Origin of the sequence: Mycobacterium sp. UM_CSW (assembly GCF_000455205.1) — a bacterium.
Taxonomy (GTDB): Bacteria; Actinomycetota; Actinomycetes; order Mycobacteriales; family Mycobacteriaceae; genus Mycobacterium.
Genome location: NZ_AUWQ01000025.1, coordinates 1 through 15,582, shown reverse-complemented (window position 1 = coordinate 15,582; position 15,582 = coordinate 1). Strand labels below are relative to the sequence as shown.

General features: G+C 67.0%; 20 protein-coding genes. 13 read left to right on the top strand and 7 right to left on the bottom strand.

Features of this window, described 5'->3' with window-relative positions:
• Positions 1-43 precede the first annotated feature (43 nt).
• The 4 genes from N415_RS10580 (at position 44) to N415_RS10565 (ending at position 3,781) form a co-directional block, all read left to right on the top strand.
• Positions 44-727: a DUF4245 domain-containing protein gene (locus N415_RS10580; protein ID WP_068180701.1), complete on the top strand. Its 684-nt coding sequence runs from the start codon at positions 44-46 to the stop codon at positions 725-727.
• A 14-nt stretch (positions 728-741) separates the two neighbouring features.
• Entirely contained in the window at positions 742-1,539 is a 798-nt protein-coding gene (locus N415_RS10575) for a dienelactone hydrolase family protein (RefSeq protein ID WP_068180698.1), read from the top strand.
• A 15-nt stretch (positions 1,540-1,554) separates the two neighbouring features.
• Positions 1,555-3,090 carry a carboxylesterase/lipase family protein gene (locus N415_RS10570; protein WP_068180695.1) on the top strand — a complete coding sequence of 512 codons (1,536 nt, stop codon included), beginning with the start codon at positions 1,555-1,557 and terminating at the stop codon, positions 3,088-3,090.
• A gap of 127 nt (positions 3,091-3,217) precedes the next feature.
• Complete coding sequence (locus N415_RS10565; protein WP_239645500.1) at positions 3,218-3,781, top strand: TetR-like C-terminal domain-containing protein; 564 nt, start codon at positions 3,218-3,220, stop codon at positions 3,779-3,781.
• 31 nt (positions 3,782-3,812) lie between these two features.
• Here the strand turns inward: N415_RS10565 and N415_RS10560 are convergent, their stop codons facing one another.
• The 4 genes from N415_RS10560 to N415_RS10545 form a co-directional block, all read right to left on the bottom strand.
• Complete coding sequence (locus tag N415_RS10560; protein ID WP_068180693.1) at positions 3,813-4,898, bottom strand: NAD-dependent epimerase/dehydratase family protein; 1,086 nt, start codon at positions 4,896-4,898, stop codon at positions 3,813-3,815.
• A 74-nt stretch (positions 4,899-4,972) separates the two neighbouring features.
• Positions 4,973-5,218, bottom strand: coding sequence for an exodeoxyribonuclease VII small subunit (locus N415_RS10555; protein WP_068180690.1), 246 nt, complete (start codon positions 5,216-5,218; stop codon positions 4,973-4,975).
• Positions 5,205-6,458, bottom strand: coding sequence for an exodeoxyribonuclease VII large subunit (gene xseA / locus N415_RS10550; protein WP_068180686.1), 1,254 nt, complete (start codon positions 6,456-6,458; stop codon positions 5,205-5,207). The genes N415_RS10555 and xseA overlap by 14 nt, the downstream gene beginning before the upstream one ends.
• Positions 6,455-7,045 carry a lipid droplet-associated protein gene (locus tag N415_RS10545; RefSeq protein ID WP_068180684.1) on the bottom strand — a complete coding sequence of 197 codons (591 nt, stop codon included), beginning with the start codon at positions 7,043-7,045 and terminating at the stop codon, positions 6,455-6,457. Before N415_RS10545 ends, xseA begins: the two co-directional genes overlap by 4 nt.
• A 65-nt stretch (positions 7,046-7,110) precedes the next feature.
• Here N415_RS10545 and N415_RS10540 point away from each other — a divergent pair, with 65 nt between their 5' ends.
• Entirely contained in the window at positions 7,111-8,118 is a 1,008-nt protein-coding gene (locus tag N415_RS10540) for a 4-hydroxy-3-methylbut-2-enyl diphosphate reductase (RefSeq protein WP_068180682.1), read from the top strand.
• On the opposite strand, the gene N415_RS10535 is transcribed toward N415_RS10540, so the two are convergent.
• The gene (locus N415_RS10535) at positions 8,119-9,246 is read right to left on the bottom strand and encodes a DUF6542 domain-containing protein (protein ID WP_068180680.1); all 1,128 of its coding nucleotides are present in this window, start codon (positions 9,244-9,246) and stop codon (positions 8,119-8,121) included.
• A gap of 131 nt (positions 9,247-9,377) precedes the next feature.
• Between N415_RS10535 and ychF the strand changes: the two genes are divergently transcribed.
• From ychF to N415_RS10520, 3 genes are all read left to right on the top strand, one after another.
• Positions 9,378-10,451, top strand: coding sequence for a redox-regulated ATPase YchF (ychF, locus tag N415_RS10530; protein ID WP_068100918.1), 1,074 nt, complete (start codon positions 9,378-9,380; stop codon positions 10,449-10,451).
• A 4-nt stretch (positions 10,452-10,455) separates the two neighbouring features.
• Positions 10,456-10,932, top strand: coding sequence for an acetyltransferase (locus N415_RS10525; protein WP_239645499.1), 477 nt, complete (start codon positions 10,456-10,458; stop codon positions 10,930-10,932).
• Positions 10,933-11,021: 89 nt separating this feature from the next.
• Positions 11,022-11,450, top strand: coding sequence for a hypothetical protein (locus N415_RS10520; RefSeq protein WP_152531319.1), 429 nt, complete (start codon positions 11,022-11,024; stop codon positions 11,448-11,450).
• Here the strand turns inward: N415_RS10520 and N415_RS10515 are convergent, their stop codons facing one another.
• Positions 11,451-11,930 carry a hypothetical protein gene (locus N415_RS10515; RefSeq protein ID WP_068180676.1) on the bottom strand — a complete coding sequence of 160 codons (480 nt, stop codon included), beginning with the start codon at positions 11,928-11,930 and terminating at the stop codon, positions 11,451-11,453.
• Positions 11,931-12,094: 164 nt separating this feature from the next.
• On the opposite strand from N415_RS10515, the gene N415_RS10510 reads away from it, so the two are divergent.
• The 3 genes from N415_RS10510 to N415_RS10500 all read left to right on the top strand — a co-directional run bounded on the left by N415_RS10510 (position 12,095) and on the right by N415_RS10500 (position 13,362).
• Positions 12,095-12,484 (top strand): hypothetical protein, encoded by a 390-nt coding sequence (locus N415_RS10510; protein ID WP_068180674.1) that lies wholly within the window; start codon positions 12,095-12,097, stop codon positions 12,482-12,484.
• Positions 12,485-12,546: 62 nt separating this feature from the next.
• Positions 12,547-12,873 carry a hypothetical protein gene (locus tag N415_RS10505; protein WP_068180775.1) on the top strand — a complete coding sequence of 109 codons (327 nt, stop codon included), beginning with the start codon at positions 12,547-12,549 and terminating at the stop codon, positions 12,871-12,873.
• A gap of 75 nt (positions 12,874-12,948) precedes the next feature.
• Positions 12,949-13,362 (top strand): VOC family protein, encoded by a 414-nt coding sequence (locus N415_RS10500; RefSeq protein ID WP_068180672.1) that lies wholly within the window; start codon positions 12,949-12,951, stop codon positions 13,360-13,362.
• A gap of 10 nt (positions 13,363-13,372) precedes the next feature.
• On the opposite strand, the gene N415_RS10495 is transcribed toward N415_RS10500, so the two are convergent.
• On the bottom strand, positions 13,373-13,981 hold the full coding sequence (locus N415_RS10495) for a TetR/AcrR family transcriptional regulator (protein WP_068180669.1): 609 nt from the start codon (positions 13,979-13,981) through the stop codon (positions 13,373-13,375).
• A gap of 69 nt (positions 13,982-14,050) precedes the next feature.
• Between N415_RS10495 and N415_RS10490 the strand changes: the two genes are divergently transcribed.
• Positions 14,051-15,223: an SRPBCC family protein gene (locus N415_RS10490; protein ID WP_068180666.1), complete on the top strand. Its 1,173-nt coding sequence runs from the start codon at positions 14,051-14,053 to the stop codon at positions 15,221-15,223.
• A partial coding sequence (locus N415_RS10485) for a nitroreductase/quinone reductase family protein (protein WP_068180772.1) occupies positions 15,220-15,582 on the top strand: 363 nt, incomplete at its 3' end. The genes N415_RS10490 and N415_RS10485, both read left to right, overlap by 4 nt.

Below are 15,582 nucleotides of genomic sequence, written 5' to 3'. Positions count from 1 at the left end.
CCCAGAAGCGGATCGGTCTGCGGGAACTGGGATACTCGGGCTCATGACCGACGAGCCGCAGCCGAACGCCGAGCTAGGCGAGCCGGCGCCGGCGCCCAAACCGGCAAAGCCCCGGTTGCTTCAGGACGGTCGCGACATGTTCTGGTCGCTGATGCCGCTGGTGATCGGCTGCATCCTGCTGGCCGGCCTGGTCGGGATGTGCTCGTTTCAGCCGGTCGGGACCAACAAGGGCGCGATCCCGTCCTACGATGCGGCGGCCGCCTTGCGGGCGGACGCCCAGACGCTGGGCTTTCCGATCCGGCTGCCCCAGTTGCCCGCCGGATGGCACCCCAACTCGGGCGGTCGCGGGGGCATCGACAACGGCCGGACCGACCCCTCGACAGGTCAGCGGTCGCACGCGGCCACCTCGACCGTGGGCTACATCAGCCCGACGGGCATGTACCTGGGCCTGATCCAGAGCAACGCCGACGAGGACAAGCTCGTCGGGTCGGTCCATCCCTCGGCGTATCCGACCGGTGCGGTCGACGTCGACGGGGTCAACTGGGTCGTCTATCGCGGCGCGGGCCAGAAGGGGTCCGACACCGAGCCGGTGTGGACCACCCGGCTGACCGGGCCGGCCGGCGCCACCCAGATCGCGATAACCGGTGCCGGTAGCCCCGACGAATTCCGTACGCTGGCCTCGGCGACGCAGACGGCGTCGCCGTTACCCGCCCTTCAAGAGGGCTAGTGAGAAGGCACCGCGTGACCGCACCCCAAGCAGACCTGTCCGGATGGTCCGTGGCACCGTTCACCGGTGGCGGCTACACCCACGACGTCTACCGCAAGGGCACCGGCCCAGGCGTGGTGTTGATTCCCGAGATCCCCGGCATCCATCCCGAGGTACTGGGCCTGGGTAATCACCTGGTGGACAACGGCTTCACCGTCGCCATGCCGTCGCTGTTCGGTGAGCCGGGCAGGGCCAAGACGACCGGATCCATCGTGACGAGCCTCGCGCGGGCCTGTGTGGCAAAGGAATTCGCCGCGTTTGCAACCAACAAGCAGCGGCCGGTGTCGTTGTTCCTACGCGCGCTGGCTCGTGATCTCAACGCGTCGACGCCGGGCAAAGGCGTCGGTGTGATCGGCCAGTGCTTCACCGGCGGCTTCGCGTTGGCCGCCGCGGTCGACGACAGCGTCCTGGCTCCCGTGCTCTCCCAGCCGTCGGTGCCCCTGCCGCTGGGCCGTGCGCGGCGGCGCGATCCTGGCCTGAGTGAGGAGGAGCTGGCCACCGTCGCAGGCCGCGCCGCCAACGAAGGCTTGTGCGCCTTGGGTTTACGGTTCAGCGAGGACCCGGTGGTGCCCGCTGAACGGTTTGCGGTGCTCAAGGAGCGACTGGGCGACGCTTTCGAGGTGATAGAGATCGACTCGAGCCAGGGCAATGAATACGGATTCGGGAAGTCAGCCCACTCGGTGCTGACCACCGAGGTTCGTGAAGTCGACGGCCATCCGGCTTACGAGGCGCGCAAACGGGTAGTCGAATTCCTAACCGAGCGGCTGAGTTAGGGAAGCTGGAGAACCATGGCGACCGACAACCGCGTGGTCGAAACGACCCATGGCCCGGTCCGGGGCGGCGACGACGGCGGCGTCCGGAGCTGGAAGGGCATCCGGTACGCCGCGCCGCCCGTCGGCGACCTGCGGTTCCGGCGTCCGGAGCCGCCGAAGCGGTGGGCGGAGGTCGCCGACGCCACGTCCTACGGCCCGGCCTGCCCGCAACCCACCTTCCCCAACATGCCTCTGGAACTCGGTGCGCCGCAGGGTGAAGACTGCCTGAGCCTGAACGTCTTCGCCCCGGCGGGCACCGCGCCCGGCGACGGCAAACCGGTGCTGGTGTGGCTACACGGCGGCGCCTACGTGCTGGGATCGGCCAGCCAGCCGCTCTACGAGGGCCACCGGTTGGTCAGTAGCGGTGACGTCGTGGTCGTGACGGTCAACTATCGGCTCGGGGCGCTGGGATTTCTCGACCTGTCGTCGTTCAACACCGCGCGGCACCGCTTCGACTCGAACATCGGGCTGTATGACGTGCTGGCCGCGTTGCGCTGGGTGCGGGAAAACATCGCGGCGTTCGGCGGCGATCCCCAACGGGTCACGCTGTTCGGCGAATCCGCCGGCGCGGGGATCGTCACGACGCTGCTGGCCGCCCCGGCGGCCGAGGGCCTGTTCGCCGGTGCGATCGTCCAGAGTTCTCCGGCCACTTCGGTGTACGACCGCGAGCGGGCCGAGCGCGTCGCCGTCAGCTTCCTCGACAAGCTGCGAATCGACCCGGACACGTTGCCCGACGCGCCGATCGCGGCGATCCTCGCCGCGTCGCAGCAGGTGTTCGACGAAGTGCCCGTGCGCAATCCGGGCACGCTCGCGTTCGTCCCGATCGTCGACGGCGAGCTGCTGCACGACTATCCGGTCAAGCTGGCGCAGGAGGGTCGCTTGCACCCGGTGCCGCTGATCATCGGCACCAACAAGCATGAGGCGGCGCTGTTCCGGCTGATGCGCTCGCCGCTGATGCCGATCACCCCGCGCGCGATCACTTCGATGTTCACCCAGATCGCCGCCGAACAACCCGACCTGCAATTGCCCACCCAGGAGCAGATCGTGTCCGCCTACTCCGGATTGCGGCGCAAGGCAAGGTCTTTGAGCATCGCCACCGACGTGGGCTTCCGGATGCCGTCGGTGTGGCTGGCCGAAGGGCACTCCCACGTGGCCCCGGTGTATCTGTACCGGTTCGACTACTCGACTCCGTTGCTGAAACTGCTGCTGGTCAACGCCGCCCACGCCACCGAATTGCCTTACGTCTGGGGCAATCTCGGGGCGCCGAAGGACCCGACCCTGAAGCTGGGCGGCGCCAAGACCGCCAAGGCGGTTTCGAAACGGGTGCGCACCAGGTGGGTCAACTTCGCCACCCATGGCAAACCCGAGGGCCCAGCCGGCGAGCCGGATTGGACACCCTACCAGGAGGCCGATCGCGCGTGCCTGCTGATCGACAAGCGCGACACGATCGTCAACGACGTCGACGCGCCCATCCGGGCCGCCTGGGGCGCCCAGATGGTGAGCTTCCGCTAGTACCACAAAGCTGAACTCGCTCGTCTTCATTAACTGCAGCTCAGCATCGCTTAGTGCCCATGGTTAGATTGGGCAAGTTATTTCTAAAACCGGGGTTCACATTTGCAGGCGGGTGGAGATGTCAGGGGTGGGTGAGCACTCGATGCCGGAGGATTTCCGCGAACGAGTGCTCGCCGCCGCCTATGATGAACTAACTCGTTGGGGCATAGACCGTTTCCGCATTCTGTCGCTGGCTGACCGGCACCGGCTCGACCCAGTGGCGATTCGCCGAGAGTGGGGCGACGAAGACAGCCTCATGCTCGAAGTTTTCTTGGCGTGGCCGAGCAGAGAAGTCACGGCGCCGGATACGGGTTCGCTCCGTACCGACCTGTTTGCTCTGGCGGCCGGGATGACCTACTACGTCAATTCAGAGATTGGGCGCCGTTTACAGATCACACACATAATCGACAACCCGGACTTGCCAAGCGCCCGAATTCGCAGGGAAATTTGGCGAGCTCGCGCGGGCACCCATCGCGTCGTGGTCGACCGCGCACGAGAGCGTGGCGAACTTCGAGACGGTGTCGACGCGCTGACAGTGCTGGAATTGCTGTTCGCACCGATCAACATGCGCGCGCTATTCACCGGCGAGCCGGTCGACGACGAATACTGCCGAATCATCTCTGAGTTGGTCTGGCGCGCCATCGCACGGTGAAGCCGGTCATGATGCGAGCGAACTTGTCTCGCTACTTCGTCCGGGCGGCTGCGGCCTGACTCTTCATCTGGCCGAACAAGTCCACGTAGTACGGCAGGCACTCGGACATGGCCTTGTCGGTGGTGAACAACGGCTCGTATCCGAGATCGCGCCGCGCCTTGTCGATCGAGAAGTAGTTGTCCAGATACAACCGCTCGATGGCCAGCGGCTCCAGCAGCGGCGCCGGTATCCCGAACCGGAAATGCAGCCGCTGCCAACCGCTCATCGCCGCGCGGACCATCGGGCCATTCACGCGCACCCGGGGCCAGTTGACGCCGCAGGCCTCCACCACCGGCCGGGCGAACTCGAACATGTTGATCGGGTCGGCGTCGTTGATGAAGTACGCCTGACCGGGCGCCGTGCCGCCGGGGACCAGATGCTGGGCGGCCAGGATGAAACCGTGAATCAGGTTGTGCACGTAGGAGTTATCGAGCCGGGCGGACTTGCGGCCGATCAGCACCTTGACGTGCCCGGCGATCACGCTTTCGAACAACCTGCGAAACATCGTCTGATCGCCGCGGCCCCAGATGCCGCTGGGCCGGATCGCGCACGTCAGCATGCCCTGAACACCGTTCTGCGCCAATACAAATTGTTCGGCGACCACCTTCGTCTCGGTGTAGAGGTCGTTGAATCTGTTGGTATAGGGCAGCGTCTCGTCGCCCCCGGCGATGTTCTGCCCGCCCATCACCACGCTGTTGGACGAGGTGTAGACGAACCGCTTCACACCGGCCCGCTGCCCGGCGTGCACCAGATTCTCCGTGCCGCCGACGTTGACGGCGAAGCTGCGCTGACGGTATTCCTCGGTGACCGACGCGCCGCCCATCAGCTCGATGAGCGCGGCGGTGTGGAACACGGTGTCGATGCCGTCGACCGCCGCGGCGCAGACGCCCGCATCCGTGATGTCGCCCTGCAGCACCTCCAGCTGTGGATGCGCCGGCAGCGGCGAGGGGGCGCGGTCGAACGAACGCACCTGGTATCCGCGGTCGAGCAGGGTGGTCACCAGGTTCGCGCCGACAAACCCCGAGCCGCCGGTGACCAGGACGCGCCCGAGTTCGGTTGTCAGTGATGGATCACCCATGCGGAAAGCTTAACTGAAACGTGTTCCAATATTGAACCGGTGATTGCCGGCCGATTGAGCGGCAGGGCCGGCGCTCAGCCCTCTTCCGCCTCGCCGGCAGCCAGCGCGTCCTCGACCCGCTTGCGCGCTCCAGCTAAGTGTTCTTCGCACCGTTTAGCCAGCTTTTCGCCTCTTTCCCAGAGCTGCAGCGACGCATCCAGGTCCAAGCCGCCCTGTTCCAGCAGCCGCACCACTTCGATCAGCTCGTCGCGGCACGCTTCATAGCCAAGCTGACTAATGGGCGTAATTGGCCGCCCCGATTCTTCGTCATTGGCCGCCATCGGACACCCCCTCGCTCACGGCCGCCACGGCGCCGTCAGCGACCCGCACCCGAAGCCGCGTGCCCGGCGGCGCGTCGTCGACCGAACGCAGCACCGCCGCGGGCCCCGCGTCGGGAACGGTCTGCACGACGGCATAGCCGCGGGCCAGGGTGGCCGCGGGGCCCAGGGTGGCCAGCCGGGCGCTCAGGTGACCGATGCGGTCGGCCTCGGCGGCAACCAGCCGCCTGATGTCGCGGCGCACCGCCGAGCGGGCGCGGTGGATCTCGTCGGCGCGGGCGGTCAGCGCCGTCAACGGCTCGGCCAGCACCGGCCGGCTGCGCAGCTGGGTCAGCGCGCGCTGTTCGCGGGACACCCAGTTGCGCAGGGCCTGCGCGCTGCGCCGGCGCAGATCATCGATCAGCCGCTGCTCGGCGGCGGTGTCGGGAACCACCTTCTTGGCGGCGTCGGTGGGGGTCGCGGCGCGCAGGTCGGCGACCAGATCGCACAGCGGGTTGTCGGGCTCGTGCCCGATCGCGCTGATCACCGGGGTGCGGCAGGCCGCGATCGCGCGGCACAGGGTTTCGTCGGAGAACGGCAGCAGGTCTTCCACGCTGCCCCCGCCGCGGGCCAGCACGATCACGTCGACGTCCTGGTCGCGGTCGAGTTCGGCCAGCGCCTCGACGATCTGCGCGACCGCGTTGGGCCCCTGGACGGCCGTGTTGCGCACCGCGAAACGCACGCCGGGCCAGCGGGCGCCGGCCACGGTCGTCACGTCGTGTTCGGCGGCGCTGGCACGGCCGGTGATCAGCCCGATCCTGTTGGGCAGGAAGGGGATTGGCCGCTTGAACCGAGGGTCGAAGAGCCCTTCGGCGTCGAGCAGCCGGCGCAGCCGGTCGATGCGCGCCAACAGCTCGCCGATGCCGACCGCGCGAATCTCACTGAGCCGCAACGAGAATGTGCCGCGGCCGGTGTAGAACGACGGCTTGCCGCAGACCACCACCTGGGTGCCTTCGGCGAGTTTCACCGGCGCGTTAGCCACCAGGTCACGCGAACACGTCACGGTCAGCGACATGTCGGCGGCCGGGTCGCGCAGCACCATGAACACCGTCTTGGAGTCGGGGCGCATCGTGATCTGGGCCAGCTGCCCCTCGACCCAGACGATGCCGAGCTTGTCGATCCAGCCCGCGACGCGCACCGCCACCGCGCGCACCGGAAAGGGGTTCTCCGCGGAGTTGGGTTCGGGATTGGCCGCTCGGGTCACTTCGCGTTCGCGCGGGTGATCCTGTTGGCGAGGAGCGTCTGGAACGGCGCCCGGGCCTTGGTGGCCTGTTCGTAGGCCAGCAGGGCCTCGAGCTCGTCCACGCTGAGCTGCTGCAGCCTGGCGCGCAGCTGGGCCAGCGTCAGCGTGGGGTAGTCGAGTTCGGTGGCCACCGCCGGCTGCGCGACGGTCGATTTCGCCGCCGGCTTCTTGGATTGCTTGGCTGGTTTGACGAGCGCGCTGGCGTCCTCGTGCGCGTCGGCCACCGAGTACAGCGCGAACCGGCCCTCGGCCCGCCGCTCGGCTTCGTCGCCGTCGGCCGCTGGGACCCCGTCGTCTTCGGGCAGGTCCTCGTCGAAGGTCGCCCATTCCGGCTTCTCGTCCTTGGGCGGAAAGATCGACTCCAGGGTGGTGTCGCCCTTGATGACCAGCTCGGCGAGGTTCTGCTGAAATCGCATCACTATGTGCGCCGCCGTGCTGGCCAGCGTCATGGGGTACATCAGGATGGTTTTCGGCAGCTTCATGGTCTCCTCGACAGCGACTGTCGCCGCGCCGACTATCAGCCGAACTCCGTACGGTGCAGTGGCCATGGGTCCAAGACTGCCTCAACCCACGGATAAGTCCAAGCCGACCGCCGGCCGGTACCCTGAATGTCATGCCGCCGACTGTTGACATGGGAATTCCCGGCTCTGTGGGACCAGCCAGCTCGGTAGCCCACGACCCAACTCGCAAGAGGGTGCTCCTGGCGGAGCCGCGTGGCTACTGCGCGGGGGTGGACCGGGCCGTCGAGACGGTCGAGCGCGCCCTGGAGAAGCACGGCGCCCCCGTCTACGTGCGCCACGAGATCGTGCACAACCGGCACGTCGTCGACACGCTGAAGAAGGCCGGCGCCGTTTTCGTGCAGGAGACCGACGAAGTGCCCGAGGGTGCCATCGTGGTGTTCTCCGCGCACGGCGTCGCGCCGACCGTCTACGCCGCCGCCGCCGAACGCAACCTGCAGACCATCGATGCCACCTGCCCCCTGGTGACCAAGGTGCACAACGAGGCCAGGCGCTTCGCCCGGGACGACTACGACATCCTGCTCATCGGCCACCAGGGGCACGAGGAGGTCATCGGGACCGCCGGCGAGGCGCCCGAGCACGTGCAGCTGGTCGACGGCGTCGCCGCGGTGGACAACGTGACGGTGCGCGACGAGAACAAGGTGGTCTGGCTCTCGCAGACCACGCTCTCGGTCGACGAGACGATGGAGATCGTCGAGCGGCTGCGCCAACGCTTCCCGAAGCTGCAGGACCCGCCCAGCGACGACATCTGCTACGCGACCCAGAATCGCCAGGTCGCGGTCAAGGCGATGGCGCCCGAATGCGAGCTGGTCATCGTCGTCGGGTCGCGCAACTCGTCGAACTCGGTGCGGCTGGTCGAGGTGGCGCTGGGCGGCGGCACCGCGGCCGCGCACCTGGTCGACTGCGCCGACGACATCGACCCGGCGTGGTTGGAGGGCGTCACGACGGTGGGCGTCACCTCGGGGGCGTCGGTGCCCGAGGTGCTGGTGCGCGGTGTGCTGGAGCGCCTCGCCGACTGCGGCTTCGACGTGGTGCAGCCGGTGACGACGGCCCAGGAGACCCTGGTGTTCGCGCTGCCCCGCGAGATCCGGTCGTCGCGCTAGCTAGCCCTCGTACTCCCAGGATTCAGCCGGGAAGCCGCGCGGCGCGCGGGAACCACCCCGGCGCTCGGCTCGCGGATCCCTGGGCTCGCTCAACGGGGCTTCCCCGCGGTAGCGCACCCGCGAAATTGGGTGGTGGGTCGAGCTGCCGTTGCCGCTCGGGGCGGGGCGACGGCGCCGGGGCTCGTATGACTCGTACCGCTCATAGCGCTCGGGCGCGCTGGGCGGCTCGTACGGCTCGTAGCCGTCGAAGCGGCTGCTCCGAGGAGCCGGCCGGTCATAGGGATCGCGGTGGGCGCGCGGCTCGCGGCGCGTTTCGCGCGGGTCTGGATCGCCCGGCGGCCGTTGGCGGCGCCGTGGCCGCGGCGGGGGTTCGGCGGGGTCGAAGTCACGGGGCGGCGCCGGGCGCCGGCGCCGCGGCCGCTCGGTTGCGGGTTCGCCCTCGTCGTGAAGCGGCGGTCGCGCTCGGCGGGAGTGGCTTCGGCTCGAACGCGCGGCGGACCGCTCGCCCCTCGCCGTCCGGCCGTCCCTCGAGGACCGGCTGGCGGTCCGGGTTCGTTTGGAGCGGGCAGCCGGTGCTTGCTCCGCATCGTCCTCGCGAGGTCCGAGGCCAAGGAGCGAATTCAGTTTCGCCCCAATGCCATTGCCGGCGGAACGGGGTTCCTCTGACGTCTCCTCCGTGGAGTGGGTCGCGGCGCGTGGCTTCCCGAAATACCAGCGCACCAGGCCGATTAGCAGCACACCCCCGGCGGTCCCCAGCATCAGCGGGAAACGCTCGATGAGCGGATAGCCGCAGTTGATCAGGAGATCTTTGAGGTTGCCGAGCTTGCGTCCGTGGAACATCCAGTAGGCGCCGGGGACCGCGCAGAAAAGAATCAACGGTGGCTGAATGATCGCGGTGAACACGCCCTCCTGTCGCACGGCCAGGACCGCGGCCACGCAACCGGCTATATAGAAGCCCGCGAAGACGTGCGTCAGGTCCTTGTGGCCCATCCCGGCGTCGATGCCGTAACCGATGGCGGTCGCGGACACCGCGATGAGCAGGGCCGCCCACCACGGCACACCTGGGATCCTGGGGTGAATCGAGCGGTGGTTGGCCTCAACCGCCGATCTTTCCCGCTGCGCTGACACATGTAGACCGTACCGGGAATGAGCCGAAACGCCCGTAAAGACCTCGTTAGCGACGGTTGGCGTGCCCCCGCAAAAACAAAGCCGCACGCACGAACGAACCGCCGCGGTCGGCCCCTTAGACTTGGTTCCCCGTGAGCCTCAGCCTTGGAATCGTCGGCCTGCCCAACGTCGGCAAGTCGACGCTGTTCAACGCGCTGACCCGCAATAACGTGGTGGCGGCGAACTATCCGTTCGCGACGATCGAACCCAACGAGGGCGTGGTTTCGCTGCCGGATCCGCGGCTGGCCAAGCTGGCGGAGCTTTTCTCCTCCGAGCGCATCGTTGCGGCGCCGGTCACGTTCGTCGACATCGCCGGGCTGGTCAAGGGCGCGTCGGAGGGGGCCGGGCTGGGCAATAAGTTCCTGGCCCACATCCGCGAATGCGACGCCATCTGCCAGGTGGTGCGGGTGTTCTCCGACGACGACGTGACCCACGTCGCGGGCGAGGTGGATCCCAAGTCCGACATCGAGGTCGTCGAGACGGAGTTGATCCTGGCCGACCTGCAGACGCTCGAGCGCGCGCTGCCGCGGCTGGAGAAGGAAGCGCGCACCAACAAGGAGCGCAAGCCCGTCTACGACGCCGCCGTCGCTGCGCAGGCGGTGCTGGACTCCGGCAAGACGCTGTTCGCCGCGGGGAGTGACGTCTCGCTGCTGCGCGAACTGAACCTGCTGACCATCAAGCCGTTCTTGTACGTCTTCAACGCCGACGAGGCGGTGCTGACCGATGCCGCGCGGGTCGCACAGCTGCGCGAGCTCGTCGCGCCGGCCGACGCCGTATTCCTCGACGCCGCAATCGAATCCGAGCTGGTCGAGCTCGACGACGAGTCGGCCGCCGAACTGCTGGAGTCGATCGGGCAGACCGAGCGTGGGCTCGACGCGTTGGCCCGGGCGGGTTTTCACACGCTCAAGCTGCAGACGTTCCTGACGGCGGGGCCGAAAGAGGCGCGGGCGTGGGTAATTCATCAAGGCGACACCGCGCCCAAGGCCGCCGGGGTGATTCACACCGACTTCGAGAAGGGCTTCATCAAGGCCGAGATCGTGTCGTATGACGACCTGATCGCCGCGGGCTCCATGGCGGCGGCCAAGGCGGCCGGCAAGGTCCGCATGGAGGGCAAGGACTACGTCATGGCCGACGGCGACGTGGTCGAGTTCCGGTTCAACGTCTAGGCGAGTGCAAACAAGCGGCGGGCGGCCTCCCTCGCTGCGCCTCCGCGCACGAGTCCGAAGCGACGAGTATCCGCGACTGGTTGAGGTCTGGCGGAGTGCAGTCGACGCCACGCATGAGTTCCTGCGGGAATCGGATCGTGACGAGATCGAGCGGCGTCTGCCCTCCGACTATCTGCCGTATGTTCGCCTGGTTGTGGCCGAACGCGGCGACGAGGTGGTCGGCTTCGCAGGCGTTGCTGACCACAAACTCGAAATGCTGTTCGTGGATGCAGGACACCGCGGCAGCGGAGTCGGGAGTGCGCTTCTGGCGTATGTGATCGACGTGGATTCGGTCCGTTTCGTGGATGTCAACGAGGACAACGCGGAGGCCGTCGCGTTTTATCGCAACCGGGGATTCGCCGTCGTTGGGCGAAGTGATCTCGACGACGACGGGAGACCCTATCCATTGCTCCGGATGGAGCGACTTTCACTGGACGGGTAACTCGGCGGCCGAAGACGTAGGCGCTTCCAACTGGACAGGTGTCCAGCTATCGTGACCATCAGGGTGACGTGACCGGAGGTGGAGCTGAGATGAGCAAGGTTCCGAGCCGCCAGGCTCGTTTGGCGCACGCTGCCAAACACGCTGACTTGTGGAATCAGGGCAAGAAGGACGAGTGGGTGGCGTCGTGGCGCACGATCTGCCCGGGTGAGGTCCGCATGTTCGACCCCGTCGGCACCGAGGAGAAGCACGGGTTCGCCACCGCCACGTCCGAGGCGTTCGACATGTTCCAGTCGATCCTGAAGATCAAGATGATCACGGTGCAGGTCAACGGAAACGAGATGGCTTGGGTGTGCGAGAACCACTTCGGTACCGAGCCGAACGTCCAAATGGCTTACAGCATCGAGACGTTCGCGTGGGACGACGACGGCAACCTGCTCATCAAGACGTACTACCCGATGCCGGAATCCGTTGGCGCCGAAGCGGACCCGTACGCCCATCTCCTGGAGGGGCAGCAGTAGCTACGCGATGGCGGGCGGAAGGACGCTTGGCTCCCCCGACTGGCTACTCGTCTTGGTCAAGGTGAAGCGATGGGCGATGGGTTGGCTGCTGTGATCCGAATATCCGCAAGCGGCCTCGGTGCGGACGACCACCATCGTGCCAGTCCCCGCAACGGGGTCCCAGTTCCATTCTTGGAAGCCCCGATGTGTCGTCCCGTCATTGCAGCGCCACGCCGCGGGATTCGGCGGAAGGGCCAGATGCCAGTGATCAGCGTAGAACTGGGCCTGGCCGGTGGTGTTGGCGAAAGTGACTTGGGTGCAGCCAATACCGCACGACGTGGCCTTGAATGTCAGATCCTGCATACTTCCGTCGACGAAGTGGACGGCGTACATCCCGTTCACCACCTCGTCGGCGGCCATCACCGGCTCGGCTGATGCCGGTGCCGCGACGGGAATAGCCATCGCGGCCAGCGCGATGGTCGCCAGGGGTATCTTCCGCATCGGCGTTTCCTAACTGGTAGCCCTCCGGCAGCACGATACGACCAAGTCACCGGAAAATACAGGCCCTGAATGGGTTTGCCGCGATGAGCGATCCTAGTCCGAAACAGATTTGCATGTCGCCTTTCGGGAGTCACGTCGGGGGCCCCGCGGCGTTAAGGTAAGTCGTGGTCGTTGACGGCGGCGCCGAGACGCAGGGCGAACCCGCGCAGCGTGATGCCGAGTTGGACAGCCGCGAGGAGTCTCTCGCGCGGCGTGAGATCGAGCTCTCGAGGCGCGAGCGCGTCGCCGACGAACGAGAACGCGTCGCGGATGAGCGTGACCGGATCGCCGACGATCGCGAGCAGGCGGCTGACGACCGCGAGCAGGTGGCCGACGACCGAGAGGGTGCGACCGCGCAGCGGGAGCGCGAGCGACTGCGGCGCGTCAACGAACGGGTGCAGCGCAGGAAAGCAGCCGCCAAACGGGAGAACGCCGAAATCAGGCGCGCGGTGGCCGAGAGCCGACGAGGTCTCGAAAACCTCTCGGAGGCGCCGGACGAGGGGAGCGCGACCTAGTGGATCCGTGTGAATTGGCGACGCTGAACCAAACCAGACCGTGGGTCCGCCGGTCCGCGGGCGTGCTGGGCGGCCTGGCCCTGTTCGCCCTCGGCTTGGCCGGCGGCTCCGTGCCCACGGCGCAGGCGGCTCCCGTCCCGACCAATCACTGGTGTCCCGGCGATCAATGGGACCCCGGCTGGGGTACTGCCTACAACTGGGACTGGAATCACTGCCACGACTGGCAAGGCCTGCCGGGTCCGGCCGGCTGGGGACCGTGGGGACCCCCGCCGGGTTGGGCGCCGCCGCAACCACCCCCGCCGTCGTGGGCGCCCGGGGCTCGGCTGATGTGGAACCCCACGGTCAACGCCTGGGGGTTCTGGAACAACGGGATCTGGACCCCGGTTTAGCGCTCTTGTCGGAAGCTTGTCGGTGGCCGCGCCTAGCCTTGCGTCGACGCAAGACACCGCCACAGGGAGGGCTCCATGAAGTTTGTTTCGACCCGCATCATCACCGCCGACGTCAATCGGCTGGTCGGCTTCTACGAGATGGTCACCGAAGCCTCCGCGGTATGGGGGAACGAACTTTTCGCCGAGATCCCGACACCGGTCGGCACACTGGCCATCGGCAGCGACAAGACGGTACCGCTCTTCGGGGAGGGATCGGCCGAGCCGGCGGCAAACCGCAGCGCGATACTGGAATTCCTGGTCGAGGACGTGGACGCGGAATACGATCGGCTGCGCGACCGCGTGGCCGAAGTCGTGACGGAACCTACGACCATGCCGTGGGGGAATCGGGCACTGTTGTTCCGCGATCCCGACGGCAATCTGGTCAACCTGTTCACGCCCGTCACCGACGCGGCCCGCGCCAAATTCGGAATTGGACTGTCGGCGAAGTAGATTCGACGATTCAGCCCCGCGCGACGGCGTGCGCACGCACTGACGGCGCGATCCAGTCCGCCAAGAAGGTGCGTAGCCGCTTTCCGGTGCGTGCGGGGCGTCCGGGGTCCACGATGAGCGACTGCAGCATGCGCAACATCATCTCGACCAGCTCGTCCAGCTTGCTGTCGGCGAATCCCGCTGCGGCCCAGTCGACTTCGAACCTTTCCAGGATCGACCGGCCGAACGAGATCGCCATGTCCGAGGTCACCCCGGCGGTCAGGGCGCTGGCCTTACCCGGCTGGACTACCAGGCTGAGGTACTTGTCGTGGGCGATCTGCTCGTAGGTGTAAGCGATGCCTTCCACCACGGCCTCGGTGGGGTCGGTGATCGACCCCAGATGGGTGGCGAGCCGATTCAGGAAGGCGTCGACGGCCGACAGCGCCGTGGCGCCCAGGAGTGCCTCATGGGTCGGAAAGTAGCGATAGACGGTTTGGCGCGTCACGCCGAGGCTCTGGGCGACCTCGGACACGCTCACGGTGCCGCGTTGGTCGATGGCGGTGCGCGCCGTGTCGATGATGCGAGCGACCGCTTCCTCGTCGTCCGCCGGGATGTCCCCGGACCAGCCGTGTCGTCGCATTGCGTGATCGTCGCACAAAGGGCACTCTAACCTTGACAAGACAAAGAGTCCTGAATGTATGGTCAAACGATGCCGCTGCCGACCGAAAGTCCAGTCAACGGCACCGACGAGAGCCTGACCCGGCGAGGGTTGCGCCACGCGCTGGACGGCACGACGGACATGGCCGAGCGGGAACTCAAGGTGCCGCTGCACTATTACCGCGATCCGAAGATCACCGAGATCGAGGAGTCGCAGATCCTGCGCAAGGTGCCGTTGGCCATCGTCCCGTCGGCTCAGGTGCCGGCGAAGAACGATTACGTGGTCCGCTCGGTGCTGGGCGATTCGCTGCTGGTGACCCGTGACCGCTCCGGCGCCAGCCACGTCTTGCTCAACTACTGCCGCCACCGCGGGGCCATGCCCGCGTGCGGATCCGGCAATGCCTCGCGGTTCGTGTGCCCCTATCACGCCTGGACATACCGGAACACCGGCGAGCTGTTCATGGTTCCCGGCAAGGCCGGCTTCGATTCCATGGATCCGAAGAAATATGGGTTGGTGGAACTGCCGTCCGAGGAACGCCACGGGTTCGTCTGGGCGGTGCTGACCGCCGATGCGACCCTCGACCTCGACGCGCACCTCGGCGCCCTCAACGCCGAGCTCGCGCTGTGGAACTACGAGGCGTACGGATACCACACGCAGCGCGAGTTCACGTCCAAGGTGTCGTGGAAGGGCGCGCTGGAAGCGTTCGCCGAGGGATACCACTTTCCCTACGTCCACGGCGAGAGCCTCATCGGGCAGAACACCCTGGCCAACACGATGGTCTACGACGAGTTCGGCAAGCATCACCGCATCGGCTTCCCGTTCAACTGGATCACCAACGTGGAGACCGACCCCACCGCGTCGACGGAACCGCTGATGAACATGGGGGTGATCTACTGGGTCTATCCGAATCTCATTCTCGCCAACAGCCCTGTGGGCGTGGAGATTATCGACATCCTGCCCGACGGCGAGCCGACGCGCTGCACGGTCCGGCACAGCTGGATGGCCCGCATCCCGGCAACCAACGATGACATGAGGGCCGGATACGACGCGGTCTACGAAGGGGTGCACGCGGCCGTTCGCGACGAGGACTTCGCGATGCTGCCCCAGTGCGGCGAAGGTGTCAGGCACGGGCAACACGACCACATGATCATCGGCCGCAACGAGATTGGCGTCCAGCACATGATCAACGTCTTCGCCCAGGAACTCGGGGTGGCGCTGCAATGACCGCGCCCAAGCGGCCCGAGCAGCTGGACTCACCGCTGCTGCCGATCATCTTCCGCCACACGAGCAGGGCGCAGGTGTGGGTTTACCGGAAGACGAACGGGCGGATCGGGGGCAAATGGCGGATCGGCGCCGGCTTCCGCAAACCGGTACCGACCCTGCTGCTCGAACACCGGAGTCGCAAAACGGGCAAGCCGTACACGGTGCCGCTGCTGTATCTGCGCGATGGGCAGGACGTGGTCGTCGTCGCCTCCCAAGGTGGTCTGCCGAATCATCCGCAGTGGTACCGCAATCTGGTCGCCAGCCCCGATACGACCGTTCAAATCGGCGGCGAGCGGCGACCGGTGCGCGCGGTGACGGCC